This window comes from Streptomyces sp. ISL-99 (assembly GCF_018614005.1).
In the GTDB taxonomy this organism is placed as follows: domain Bacteria; phylum Actinomycetota; class Actinomycetes; order Streptomycetales; family Streptomycetaceae; genus Streptomyces; species Streptomyces flavidovirens.
Window position 1 is genome coordinate 1 of record NZ_JAGGPC010000072.1, and the last position, 12,461, is coordinate 12,461.

At 68.1% G+C, this 12,461-nt stretch carries 11 protein-coding genes; 2 read left to right on the forward strand and 9 right to left on the reverse strand.

Annotated features, from left to right (window positions below):
* Positions 1-403: 403 nt before the first annotated feature.
* The 3 genes from J7E91_RS32125 to thyX all read right to left on the reverse strand — a co-directional run bounded on the left by J7E91_RS32125 (position 404) and on the right by thyX (position 4,060).
* Positions 404-2,089 carry a ribonuclease J gene (locus J7E91_RS32125; RefSeq protein WP_214910419.1) on the reverse strand — a complete coding sequence of 562 codons (1,686 nt, stop codon included), beginning with the start codon at positions 2,087-2,089 and terminating at the stop codon, positions 404-406.
* A gap of 113 nt (positions 2,090-2,202) precedes the next feature.
* Positions 2,203-3,102: a 4-hydroxy-tetrahydrodipicolinate synthase gene (gene dapA / locus J7E91_RS32130; RefSeq protein ID WP_214910420.1), complete on the reverse strand. Its 900-nt coding sequence runs from the start codon at positions 3,100-3,102 to the stop codon at positions 2,203-2,205.
* A 205-nt stretch (positions 3,103-3,307) separates the two neighbouring features.
* Entirely contained in the window at positions 3,308-4,060 is a 753-nt protein-coding gene (thyX, locus tag J7E91_RS32135) for an FAD-dependent thymidylate synthase (RefSeq protein ID WP_214910421.1), read from the reverse strand.
* A gap of 205 nt (positions 4,061-4,265) precedes the next feature.
* Here thyX and J7E91_RS32140 point away from each other — a divergent pair, with 205 nt between their 5' ends.
* Positions 4,266-4,505, forward strand: a complete 240-nt coding sequence (locus tag J7E91_RS32140; RefSeq protein ID WP_214910423.1) for a hypothetical protein — start codon at positions 4,266-4,268, stop codon at positions 4,503-4,505.
* A gap of 115 nt (positions 4,506-4,620) precedes the next feature.
* Positions 4,621-5,178: a hypothetical protein gene (locus J7E91_RS32145; protein WP_214910425.1), complete on the forward strand. Its 558-nt coding sequence runs from the start codon at positions 4,621-4,623 to the stop codon at positions 5,176-5,178.
* Positions 5,179-5,235: 57 nt separating this feature from the next.
* Here J7E91_RS32145 and J7E91_RS32150 read toward each other — a convergent pair whose 3' ends face one another.
* The 6 genes from J7E91_RS32150 to eccD form a co-directional block, all read right to left on the reverse strand.
* Positions 5,236-5,676: a tetratricopeptide repeat protein gene (locus tag J7E91_RS32150; RefSeq protein ID WP_214910426.1), complete on the reverse strand. Its 441-nt coding sequence runs from the start codon at positions 5,674-5,676 to the stop codon at positions 5,236-5,238.
* A gap of 14 nt (positions 5,677-5,690) precedes the next feature.
* Positions 5,691-6,443, reverse strand: a complete 753-nt coding sequence (dapB, locus tag J7E91_RS32155) for a 4-hydroxy-tetrahydrodipicolinate reductase (RefSeq protein ID WP_214910427.1) — start codon at positions 6,441-6,443, stop codon at positions 5,691-5,693.
* A 26-nt stretch (positions 6,444-6,469) separates the two neighbouring features.
* Positions 6,470-7,849 carry a pitrilysin family protein gene (locus tag J7E91_RS32160; protein WP_214910428.1) on the reverse strand — a complete coding sequence of 460 codons (1,380 nt, stop codon included), beginning with the start codon at positions 7,847-7,849 and terminating at the stop codon, positions 6,470-6,472.
* Positions 7,846-10,065: a polyribonucleotide nucleotidyltransferase gene (locus tag J7E91_RS32165; RefSeq protein WP_214910429.1), complete on the reverse strand. Its 2,220-nt coding sequence runs from the start codon at positions 10,063-10,065 to the stop codon at positions 7,846-7,848. The genes J7E91_RS32160 and J7E91_RS32165 overlap by 4 nt, the downstream gene beginning before the upstream one ends.
* A gap of 284 nt (positions 10,066-10,349) precedes the next feature.
* The gene (gene rpsO, locus J7E91_RS32170; protein ID WP_018551846.1) at positions 10,350-10,640 is read right to left on the reverse strand and encodes a 30S ribosomal protein S15; all 291 of its coding nucleotides are present in this window, start codon (positions 10,638-10,640) and stop codon (positions 10,350-10,352) included.
* Between the two features lie 185 nt (positions 10,641-10,825).
* A complete protein-coding gene (gene eccD, locus J7E91_RS32175) occupies positions 10,826-12,283 on the reverse strand; it encodes a type VII secretion integral membrane protein EccD (protein WP_214910430.1) in 1,458 nt (485 codons plus the stop codon).
* Between the last annotated feature and the right edge of the window lie 178 nt (positions 12,284-12,461).

Here is a 12,461-nt window from a genome sequence, read left to right on the forward strand (position 1 = left end):
TTTCAAACGAACCACCAACCCACCAGAGGTGGGCCGGGGTATCAACATATCTGGCGTTGACTTTTGGCACGCTGTTGAGTTCTCAAGGAACGGACGCTTCCTTTGTACTCACCCTCGCGGGCTTTCCTCCGGGCTTTCGTTCGGTATTTCGTGTTTCCGACTCTATCAGACTCTTTCGTGTCCGACTTCCTCGGCGCTTTCCAGTTCTTCGCTTTCGCGTTTCCCTTTCCGGCGACTCCGACTTTATCAGAAGTTCTGAGTCGGAATTCCCGCCCCGTTCGGGTAGTACCAGACGCACCAGTGCGCCGGGCTTCCCGTTCAGGAGGAGCCGTAAACGTACTGGAGCGGGGCGCCCCGATGCAAATCGAGGTGCCCCGCCCCCAGTTGACGTGCTACGGCGGCGTCAGACCTCGACGACGACCGGCAGGATCATCGGACGCCGGCGGTAGGTGTCGGAGACCCACTTGCCCACCGTGCGGCGGATCATCTGCTGGATCTGGTGCGTCTCCAGGACGCCGTCCTGGGCCGACTTGGCGATGGCCTCTTCCATCCGCGGGACGACGGCCGCGAAGGCCGAGTCGTCGATGCCGGAGCCGCGGGCGTGAATGTTCGGGCCGCCCACGATCTTGCCGGTCGCGGTGTCGACCACGACGAAGACCGAGATGAAGCCCTCCTCGCCGAGGATCCGGCGGTCCTTGAGATGGGTCTCGGTGACGTCGCCGACCGATAGGCCGTCGACGTACACATAGCCCGCCTGGACCTTGCCGACGATCTTCGCCCGGCCGTCGATCAGGTCGACCACCACGCCGTCCTCGGCGATGACGATGTGGTCCTTGGGAACACCGGTCAGAGCGCCGAGCTCCGCGTTGGCGCGCAGGTGGCGCCATTCGCCGTGGACCGGCATCAGGTTCTTCGGCTTGCAGATGTTGTAGAAGTACAGCAGCTCGCCGGCCGAGGCGTGGCCCGAGACGTGGACCTTGGCGTTGCCCTTGTGGATGACGTTGGCGCCCCAGCGGGTCAGGCCGTTGATCACGCGGTAGACCGCGTTCTCGTTACCCGGGATCAGGGAGGACGCCAGGATTACCGTGTCGCCCTGGACGATGCGGATCTGGTGGTCGCGGTTGGCCATCCGGGACAGGGCGGCCATCGGCTCGCCCTGCGAGCCGGTGCAGACGAGGACGACCTCGTGGTCCGGGAGGTCGTCGAGGGTCTTTACGTCGACCACCAGGCCGGCCGGGACCTTGAGGTAGCCCAGGTCGCGGGCGATGCCCATGTTCCTGACCATCGAGCGGCCGACGAAGGCCACGCGACGGCCGTACTCGTGGGCCGCGTCGAGGATCTGCTGGATGCGGTGTACGTGGCTGGCGAAGCTGGCCACGATGATGCGCTTCTGGGCGTTCGCGAAGACCGTACGCAGGACATTCGAGATGTCGCGCTCGGGCGGGACAAAGCCCGGGACCTCGGCGTTCGTCGAGTCGGAGAGGAGGAGGTCGATTCCCTCCTCGCCGAGCTTCGCGAACTTCGGGAGGTCGGTGAGGCGGCGGTCCAGCGGGAGCTGGTCCATCTTGAAGTCGCCGGTGTGGACGACCATGCCCGCCGGGGTGCGGATGGCGACGGCCAGCGCGTCCGGGATGGAGTGGTTGACCGCCACGAACTCGCAGTCGAACGGGCCGACGCGCTCGCGGTGGCCCTCCGTGACCTCGAGGGTGTACGGGCGGATGCGGTGCTCCTGGAGCTTCGCCTCGATCAGGGCGAGGGTGAGCTTGGAGCCGATCAGCGGGATGTCCTGCTTCAGGCGGAGCAGGAAGGGGACGCCGCCGATGTGGTCCTCGTGGCCGTGCGTGAGCACGATGCCTTCGATATCGTCGAGACGGTCCTTGATGGACGTGAAGTCCGGCAGGATCAGGTCGATGCCGGGCTGCTCCTCCTCGGGGAAGAGCACGCCGCAGTCGACGATGAGCAGGCGGCCGCCGTACTCGAAGACCGTCATGTTGCGGCCGATCTCGCCGAGACCGCCGAGCGGGGTGACGCGCAGGCCGCCCTTCGGGAGCTTGGGCGGGGTACCGAGTTCAGGATGCGGATGGCTCAAAAGACTCTCCTCACCACACACGCCACGTACCGCTGAGGCACGTGGCGCGCATGACATTCGTGCACTTGCTGTTGTGTGTGGGTTTCCTGCGTATTCAGTTGTGAAGTCTGTGGTTAGAGCTCTACTCCACCGGCCGCGAGATCCCGCTTGAGCTGTGCCTCTTCGTCCGGCGTCAGCTCCACCATGGGGAGGCGCAGCGGGCCTCCGGGCAGGCCCTGGAGGGCGAGGGCGGCCTTGGTGGTGATGACGCCCTGGGTGCGGAACATGCCGGTGTAGACCGGGAGCAGCCGCTGGTGGATCTCCGTCGCCTTGCGTACGTCGCCGGCGAGGTGGGCTTCCAGGAGCGCGCGCAGCTCGGGGGTGACGACGTGGCCGACGACCGAGACGAAGCCGACGGCGCCGACGGAGAGGAGGGGCAGGTTCAGCATGTCGTCGCCGGAGTACCAGGCGAGGCCGCTCTGGGCGATGGCCCAGCTGGCGCGGCCGAGGTCGCCCTTGGCGTCCTTGTTGGCGACGATCCGCGGGTGCTCGGCCAGCCGGACGAGTGTCTCGGTGTTGATCGGCACACCGCTGCGGCCCGGGATGTCGTAGAGCATCACGGGGAGCCCGGTGGCGTCGGCGATGGCCGTGAAGTGGCGGAGCAGGCCCTCTTGCGGCGGCTTGTTGTAGTACGGCGTCACGGCGAGGAGGCCGTGTGCGCCGGTCTGCTCGGCGGCGTGGGCCAGCTCGACGCTGTGGCGGGTGTCGTTGGTGCCGACTCCGGCGACGACATGGGCCCGGTCTCCGACGGCTTCCAGTACAGCCCGTACGAGGTCGTTTTTCTCCGCGTCGCTGGTGGTCGGCGACTCGCCGGTGGTGCCGTTGACGATCAGCCCGTCGTTGCCGGCGTCCACCAGGTGGGCGGCGAGACGCTGGGCGCCGTCGAGGTCGAGTGCGCCGTCCGCCGTGAACGGCGTGACCATGGCGGTGAGGACCCGCCCGAAGGGGGTCTGCGAAGTGGAGATCGGAGCCATGGGTAACACGCTACTCGCTGCTCAACGCGTCGTGTCCCCTCGGGGGAGGTCAGACGTACGGGAAGTGGAACCCGACACTGCCTGCTCGGGGGTTCAAGCAGTGCCGGGTCCGTTTGATCAGCCTAGATGAAATTCTTGAACTGCGGCAATACGGACACTTCGGACTGTAGGTCCGTACATCTGTACTCAGGCCGGTGTCCAGGGCTTACGGCGCGACGCGTCCGTTGTTGTTGAAGGCCGCGTAGGTGAGGGGCATGAGCTTGGCCCAGTGGGCCTCCATCTGCTCCCCCACCATCTCGATCTCGCGCTGCGGGAAGGAGGGCACCTTCGCCAGCTCGTGCTGGGTGCGCAGGCCGAGGAAGTGCATGAGCGAGCGGGCGTTGCATGTCGCGTACATCGAGGAGTACAGGCCGACGGGGAGGACCGCGCGGGCGACCTCGCGGGCGACTCCGGCGGCGAGCATCTCCTGGTAGGCGTCGTACGCCTGGCGGTAGGAGTCCTCCATGGCGCGGGTCGTGAGCTCCTGCTGCGCCTGGGTGCCCTCGACGAACTCGTACTTGCCGGGACGGCCCTGCTGGACGAGCTTGCGGGACTTACCGGGGACGTAGAAGACCGGCTCCAGCTCCCTGTAGCGGCCGGATTCCTCGTTGTACGACCATCCGACGCGGTGCCTCATGAACTCGCGGAAGACGAAGATCGGGGCGTTGATGAAGAACGTCATCGAGTTGTGCTCGAAGGGGCTGCCGTGCCGGTCACGCATCAGGTAGTTGATGAGGCCTTTGGAGCGCTCCGGGTCCTTGCTCAGCTCCTCCAGGGACTGCTCGCCGGCGGTCGAGACACGGGCGGCCCAGAGCACGTCGGAGTCGCTCGCGGTGTGCTTCACCAGCTCGACGGTCACTTCGCTGCGGAAGCTGGGCTTCGGGGTCTCTGTGGGGGTGCCATCAGGGGTAACAGTCACCGGCGGGGTCCTTCCATGTACATCGCTCGGGCGACCCACACTCTACGGGCCGGGGCTGACAGTGACGGCCCGTCCGGCCTCGGTCGGCCGTCGGGGGACATTGTTCGGCCGATTCGGGGAAATCGGGCACCAAGCGACAGCTTTGTACGTCTGTCCCTTTAGAAGCCCTGGTACCAGATCAAAATGAGCAAAGGAGTACCGCCCCATGTTGCGCCGGCGAGAGTCCGTCCCCTTCGCATTCGTTGCCGAGGCAGACCGATTCCGCAGTAACGTCACCCCTCCGCCCCCCGAACGTCCGAGTGCGTCCCAGGTCGTCGGACGTACGCTCATTGGTCTCACCGTCGTCGCCGGACTGGTGGGATCGCTGCTCTTCGGGGTTCCCGCCCTGGACCCGGCGCAGGCTCCGGGCGCGACACAGAAGTCCGAGGCCGCTGAAGGGCGCTGAGCGCCGTTGAGGGGCGCTGACTCGTCCGGGCCCCCTGGGGTGGCCCGGCGAAGACCTCCTCGGTAGCCTCACCGGGCACAGCCCAATCGAGCGTGCTGGTGAGTGAGGATCAGTCGTGCCCCTGCCCTTCCTGACGGCCGACCGTGCTTTCGAAGCGTCCGGTGAGACTTCCGACGATGTCGCCCTGCCCTTCGACGACCACGATCAATGGCGCAGGCCCTATCGCCCCGGACCCTGGCGCGTAGGAGCGGCAGCCCTGCTGCTGCTCCTCTCGTCGTTCGTACTGCTGGCGGCGATGGTTATCGCCTTTACGGGTGCGGTGCCGGGTGCGGGGGTCTGTCTGGGCCTCTCCGTGGTCGTGATCGCCTGCGCCCTGCGACTGCTGCGGGTGGGTGCCTGGGTCAGCCGGCACGGGCTGCGGCGCGTGCGGTTCTTCTCGACGACCACGGTGCCGTGGGACCGGGCGACGACCGTGCGTACGGTCCAGCAGCCGGTGCGGTGGCTCGGGCTGCCGCGCACGGTGCAGGGGCAGGCGCTCGTACTGGTACGGCAGAACGGTGAGCGGCTGCAGTTGCTGACCGATCACAACGCCGATTTCCTGTCGCGGGTGGAGGCCTTCGACCGGGCGGCCGACACGGTCGAGGCCTGGGGCGACGAGTACCGGCCGGTCTGAGCAGCGGTAGCGCATGCGAAAGGGGGCGTCCGGTCGGACGCCCCCTTTCGCGTGGGCCTACCTGCCCTCGTGGAGCGCGATCGCCCGCTGCATCGCCTTGCGGGCGCGCGGGGTGTCCCGGGCGTCGTAATAGGCGATCGCCAGCCGGAACCAGGAGCGCCAGTCGTCCGGGGCGTCCTCGGTCTCGGCGCGGCGCCGGGCGAAGACCTCGTCGGCGGAGTCGCGGTCGATGCGGCCACTGGGCGTGCGTACCAGCTCGTCGACGGGCAGGCCGCCCTCGGCCTCCAGCTTCGCGGACAGCGCGTCCGCCTTGCGGGCGAACTGTGTGGTCTGCCAGAGGAACCAGATGCCGATGGCCGGAAGGACCAGCACCGCTACGCCGAAGGTGACGGTGAGGACGGTGCCTTCCCGGATGAGGAAGTACCCGCGGCTGCCGGCCAGGAAGAAGTAGACGACCAGGACTGCGGCGAGGGTGAAGTAGGTGATTTTTGCGCGCATGGCTGTTGCTGCCGTCAGTTCAGGTCGAGGAAGTTTTCCAGGCCGAAGGTGAGGCCGGGAGTGGTCACCACGCGGCGCGCGCCGAGCAGGATGCCGGGCATGAAGCTGCTGTGGTGCAGGGAGTCGTGACGGATCGTCAGCGTCTCACCCTCACCGCCGAGGAGTACTTCCTGGTGGGCGAGGAGGCCGCGCAGGCGGATGGCGTGTACGGGTACGCCGTCCACGTCCGCCCCGCGGGCGCCGTCCAGCGCGGTGGTCGTGGCGTCCGGCTGGGGGGCGCTGCCGGCCTCGGCGCGCGCCGCCGCGATGAGCTGGGCGGTGCGCGTCGCGGTGCCCGAGGGGGCGTCGGCCTTGTTCGGGTGGTGCAGCTCGACGACCTCGACGGACTCGAAGTACGGGGCCGCCTGCTGGGCGAACTTCATGGTGAGTACGGCGCCGATGGAGAAGTTGGGCGCGATGAGCACGCCGGTCTCCGGGAAGGCGGCGAGCCAGGAGCGGAGCTGCGCGAGGCGTTCGTCGGTCCAGCCGGTGGTGCCGACGACCGCGTGGATGCCGTGGCGTACGCAGAAGTCGAGGTTGCCCATCACCGATGCGGGGGTGGTCAGCTCGACGACGACCTGGGCGTCGGCTTCGACGAGGGCTTCGAGCTTGTCGCCCCGGCTCAGCGCCGCCACCAGTTCCATGTCGTCGGCGGCCTCGACGGCCCGTACGGCCTCGGAGCCGATACGGCCCTTGGCACCGAGAACGGCCACGCGCAGCTTGCTCATTGCTTGCTTCTTTCTGTCTGACGTCTCTAGGCGACTGTTTCGTGCAGGCGGTCGGCCTGCTTGTCCTTCAGCGGGCCGATGACCGACAGCGAGGGGCGGTGGCCAAGGACTTCGGCGGCCACCTCCCGTACGTCGTCGGGCGTCACTGCCGCCATCCGGGCGAGCATGTCGTCGACGGAGATGTGGTCGCCCCACGCCAGCTCGCTCTTGCCGATGCGGTTCATGAGCGCGCCGGTGTCCTCCAGGCCGAGGACGGTGGAGCCGGAGAGCTGTCCGACGGCGCGGTCGATCTCCTCGTCGGGCAGACCGTCCGCGGCGACCTTTTCGAGCTCGTCGCGGCAGATCTTGAGTACGTCGTGGACCTGTCCCGGCCGGCAGCCGGCGTACACGCCGAAGAGTCCGCAGTCGGCGAAGCTGGAGGTGTACGAGTACACGCTGTAGGCCAGGCCGCGCTTCTCCCGTACCTCCTGGAAGAGGCGGGACGACATGCCGCCGCCGAGAGCCGTGTTCAGTACGCCCATCGCCCAGCGGCGGTCGTCGGTGCGGGACAGGCCCGGCATGCCGAGGACGACGTGCGCCTGCTCCGTCTTGCGGTTCAGGTGCTCGACGCGGCCCGCGGTGCGGATGACGCGGGAGCCGTCGCGCGGGTCGAGCGGGACCGCGTCCGTACGGGACAGGGCGCCGGCCCGCTCGAATGCCTTGCGGACCTGGCGTACGACGGTGGCGTGATCCACGTTGCCCGCGGCCGCGACGACGAGGTGCGTCGGGTCGTAGTGCTTCTTGTAGAAGCGGCGGATGCGGTCGGCGGACAGCGCCTCGACGGTCTCGACGGTGCCGAGGACCGGGCGGCCCAGTGGGGTGTCGCCGAACATCGTCCTGGCGAACAGGTCGTGGACGACGTCCCCCGGGTCGTCCTCGGTCATCGCGATCTCTTCGAGGATGACGCCGCGCTCGGCGTCGACGTCCTCGGCCCTGATCAGGGACCCCGTCAGCATGTCGCAGACGATGTCGATGGCGAGGGGGAGATTGGTGTCCAGTACACGGGCGTAGTAGCACGTGTACTCCTTCGCCGTGAAGGCGTTCATCTCGCCGCCAACCGCGTCGATCGCGGAGGAGATGTCGAGGGCACTGCGCTTCTCGGTGCCCTTGAAGAGGAGGTGCTCCAGGTAGTGCGTGGCGCCGTTCAGCGTGGGCGTCTCGTCGCGGGAGCCGACATGCGCCCAGATGCCGAAGGTGGCGGACCGTACGGAGGGCAGGGTCTCGGTGACGATCCGCAGGCCGCCCGGGAGGGTGGTCCTGCGGACGGTGCCGATGCCGTTCTGGCCCTTGAGCAGCGTTTGGGTACGGGCGACGGCCCGCCCCTCCGAAGAGGTGCGGGCCGTCGTCACGGAACTACGGGACGTCACTTGTCGGCGTCGTCCTTCTCGGCCTCGGAGCCCTCTTCGCCCTCGATCACGGGGACGAGGGAGAGCTTGCCGCGGGAGTCGATCTCGGCGATCTCGACCTGGACCTTGGCGCCCACGCCGAGCACGTCCTCGACGTTCTCCACGCGCTTGCCGCCGGCGAGCTTGCGGATCTGCGAGATGTGCAGCAGACCGTCCTTGCCGGGCATCAGGGAGACGAAGGCACCGAAGGTGGTGGTCTTGACGACCGTACCCAGGTAGCGCTCGCCGACCTCCGGCATGGTCGGGTTCGCGATCGCGTTGATCGTCGCGCGGGCCGCCTCGGCCTGCGAGCCGACCTGGGCACCGATGTAGATGGTGCCGTCGTCCTCGATCGTGATGTCCGCGCCGGTGTCCTCCTGGATCTGGTTGATCATCTTGCCCTTGGGGCCGATGACCTCACCGATCTTGTCCACGGGGATCTTGACGGTGATGATCCGCGGGGCGTTGGGGGACATCTCGTCCGGCGTGTCGATCGCTTCCATCATCACGTCGAGGATGTGGAGGCGGGCGTCGCGGGCCTGCTTGAGGGCCGCGGCCAGGACGGAGGCCGGGATGCCGTCCAGCTTGGTGTCGAGCTGGAGGGCGGTGACGAATTCCTTCGTACCGGCGACCTTGAAGTCCATGTCACCGAACGCGTCCTCGGCGCCGAGGATGTCGGTGAGGGCGACGTAGTGCGTCTTGCCGTCGATCTCCTGCGAGATCAGGCCCATGGCGATACCGGCGACGGGGGCCTTGAGCGGCACACCGGCGTTCAGCAGCGACATGGTGGAGGCGCAGACCGAGCCCATGGACGTCGAGCCGTTGGAGCCGAGAGCCTCGGACACCTGACGGATCGCGTACGGGAACTCCTCGCGCGTCGGCAGCACCGGCACCATTGCGCGCTCGGCGAGCGCGCCGTGGCCGATCTCGCGGCGCTTGGGCGAGCCCACGCGGCCGGTCTCACCGACGGAGTACGGCGGGAAGTTGTAGTTGTGCATGTAGCGCTTGCGGGTCACCGGGGAAAGGGTGTCCAGCTGCTGCTCCATCCGGAGCATGTTGAGGGTGGTGACGCCCAGGATCTGGGTCTCGCCACGCTCGAACAGCGCCGAGCCGTGCACGCGCGGGATGGCCTCGACCTCGGCGGCGAGCGTACGGATGTCCGTGACGCCACGGCCGTCGATGCGGACCTTGTCCTTGATGACGCGCTCGCGGACCAGGTGCTTGGTCAGCGCGCGGTACGCACCGGAGATCTCCTTCTCGCGACCCTCGAACTGCGGGAGCAGCTTCTCGGCGGCGATCTCCTTGATGCGGTCGAGCTCGTTCTCGCGGTCCTGCTTGCCGGCGATGGTGAGCGCCTGCGTGAGCTCGGACTTGACGGCGGCGGTCAGCGCCTCCAGCACGTCGTCCTGGTACTCGAGGAAGACCGGGAACTCGCCGGTGGGCTTGGCAGCCTTGGCGGCGAGGTCCGACTGGGCCTTGCAGAGGACCTTGATGAACGGCTTCGCGGCCTCGAGACCGGCGGCGACGATCTCCTCGGTCGGGGCGTCGGCGCCGTCCTTGACGAGCTGGATCGTCTTCTCGGTGGCCTCGGCCTCGACCATCATGATCGCGACGTCGCCGTCCTCCAGGACGCGGCCCGCGACGACCATGTCGAAGACGGCGTCCTCGAGCTCGGTGTGCGTCGGGAAGGCGACCCACTGGCCCTTGATCAGGGCGACACGGGTGGCGCCGATCGGGCCGGAGAAGGGCAGGCCCGCCAGGATCGTGGAGCAGGAGGCGGCGTTGATCGCGACCACGTCGTACATGTGGTCGGGGTTGAGCGCCATGATCGTCTCGACGATCTGGATCTCGTTGCGCAGGCCCTTCTTGAAGGAGGGGCGCAGCGGGCGGTCGATCAGGCGGCAGGTGAGGATCGCGTCCTCGGAGGGCCGGCCCTCACGACGGAAGAAGGAGCCGGGGATCTTTCCGGCTGCGTACATCCGCTCCTCGACGTCCACCGTCAGGGGGAAGAAGTCGAGCTGGTCCTTGGGCTTCTTGGAAGCGGTCGTGGCCGACATCACCATGGTGTCGTCGTCCAGGTACGCCACGGCGGAGCCGGCGGCCTGCTTGGCCAGGCGGCCCGTCTCGAAGCGGATGGTGCGGGTGCCGAAGGAACCGTTGTCAATGACGGCCTCGGCGTAGTGGGTCTCGTTCTCCACTAGCGTTATCTCCGATACTTTTCGTCTTTCGTCCCCGTCGCCCGTGTGGCGGGGGGACAGTGGCGGAGAAGCGCTTCAGCTGCGGGCCGGTCTTCGATCGAAGACCCCGGTGTCGATGTGCTCCGGGGGCCACTACCGAGGACCGGCGGCGGGGAAGCCGCTTCTCGCTCGTGCTTCTGTGTTTCGTTGTACGACCAGACTACTGAGCGTCCGGTACGTCTCGCACGTACAGCAAAGGGAGCGGCCCCTGGAAGTGGGGTACCGCTCCCTTCACGACGTCCGTCTTACTTGGCGCCGCCGGCCGCGCCACGGCGGATGCCGAGGCGGTCGACCAGGGCACGGAAGCGCTGGATGTCCTTCTTGGCCAGGTACTGCAGCAGGCGGCGACGCTGGCCGACCAGGATCAGCAGACCACGACGGGAGTGGTGGTCGTGCTTGTGCGTCTTCAGGTGCTCGGTCAGGTCCGAGATCCGGCGCGAAAGCATGGCGACCTGGACCTCGGGGGAGCCGGTGTCGCCTTCCTTCTGAGCGAACTCGGTCATGATCTGCTTCTTCGTAGCGGCGTCGAGCGGCACGCGTACTCCTCTTGGTCTTCGTATTGCCATCGAGTGCCCCAGGTCGAATTCTCTGGGGAGCTTCCGTTACTCGGGAGGCGGGGATCCGCTGGGCGCAGCCTCCGGATGTCCGGGGGCGCATACACAAGCGGCCGTCATGCAGCTTACCAGCAGAAGCGAGTGCCCCTGACGGCGGGCCGCACGGGTCAGAAGCCGCCGCGGACCTTGGCGTACACGTCGAGGACCGCCAGGCAGATCGGGATGAGGGAGAGCAGCACCAGCGAGTCCGCCAGGTCCAGCATGCGGCCCCAGAAGGGGGAGAGCCCCTTCTGCGGAACGATCAGGGCGATCGCGATCAGGAGCATCGCGCCGGCCGCGACCGAGGCGCCGAGCCACAGGGTCCGTACGTCGATGCCCGCGGAGTTGCCCTGGGCCAGGTCCGCGATGATCCCGAGCGGCGGCGAGATCGCGAGGCCGAGGATCAGCAGGCCCATCGTGAGGACGCCGGCCACCAGCAGGCACGTGACCTGCGCGGTGTAGCGGAACAGGCGTGCCCGGAGCATCGCGGCGAGGCCGGTGATTAGGGCCATCAGCTGGGCCCAGCCGCTGTCGCTGAAGCCGAGCACCGCGCCGCCCGCGCCGAGGATGACGACGGCGCAGCCGCCGACGAGGCCGAGCAGCAGCTCGTGGCCGCGGCTGGTCTGGGCGACGATGCGCTGTACGTCGACGGCCTCGAGGTTGCCCTCCTGGCCCTCGCGGCGGGCCCTGGCCAGGTCCTCCGGGTTGCGGAAGCCGATCGGCAGCTTGGCGAAGCGGGCCGACCAGCCCGGCAGGAAGCCGACGACGGCCAGGGCGACGACCGAGGTGACGGCGGCGATCTCGCGGGGCTGTGCCTCGGTGAGTACTCCGCCGAACGCGGCGAGGGTGCCGATCGCGGCGGCCAGCGCCGCGGCGACGAACGGGGCGTCCCCCTGCGGCAGCAGCATGATCAGTACGACGGAGAAGAGCAGTACGGCGACGCAGCCGACCAGGAACTGCAACCTCCCCGGGCCTTCACCGGCATCCTGCGGGATGACACCGGAGCCCGCGATGAGCGCGTGCGGCAGTGCGGCGATGCCCAGGGCGACGGCGGAGGCTCTGTCGTCGTACACCCGGCCGCGTACACCCGCGAGGGCCGTCAGCGTCAGCGCGACCACACCGGCGACGATGCCCTGGAGGCCGTGCATGTCGTGCCGCAGCGGGTCCGCGAACCAGAACACGAAGCCGAGCATCGCCAGCAGCAGTACGCCGGAGACCAGACCCGCGACCCGCATCAGGTTGTCGTTCCAGCCGCGCAGGTCCTGCTTGACGGCGGTGGCGACCGCGTCGACCACGTCGTCGTGGACGGCCGGCGGCAGCGAGTCGGCGAACGTGCGCAGCAGCAGCACCTCGCCGTCCCTGATCCGGTGCTCCAGCAACGACCGGCTCGCGTCGAGCACATGGCCGTCGCGGCGTACGAGGTGGTAGCCGGCGAGGCTGCCGTCGGACTGGACCATGCCCGAGAGCCTGATGATCTCCGGGTAGATGTCCTGGATCGGCAGGTCCTCCGGCAGCGCCACATCAATACGACTGTCCGGCGCTGCGACGGTGACTCGGCAGAAACCCGTCGATGTGCCCGTGCTCACCTGGTAGTTCCCCCTGTAGACAAGCTTCTTTACGCCGCTCGTACGACGCGGAGCGCCACCTTATCGTCCGCTCCGGGGGTCACAGATCCCGCCTCCCTCATTCCTCCTCGCACTCCCCCGCATCTCCACGCTCCTGCCTCCCGGCGCGCTCTGGCGTAACAGTAGGATCAACGGCTAC

Coding starts and splice junctions, on each gene's coding strand:
- dapA (WP_214910420.1), bottom strand. CDS start 3,102: ATGGCTCCGATCTCCACTTCGCAGACCCCCTTCGGGCGGGTCCTCACC.
- J7E91_RS32140 (WP_214910423.1), top strand. CDS start 4,266: ATGTTGCGCCGGCGAGAGTCCGTCCCCTTCGCATTCGTTGCCGAGGCA.
- J7E91_RS32150 (WP_214910426.1), bottom strand. CDS start 5,676: ATGCGCGCAAAAATCACCTACTTCACCCTCGCCGCAGTCCTGGTCGTC.
- dapB (WP_214910427.1), bottom strand. CDS start 6,443: ATGAGCAAGCTGCGCGTGGCCGTTCTCGGTGCCAAGGGCCGTATCGGC.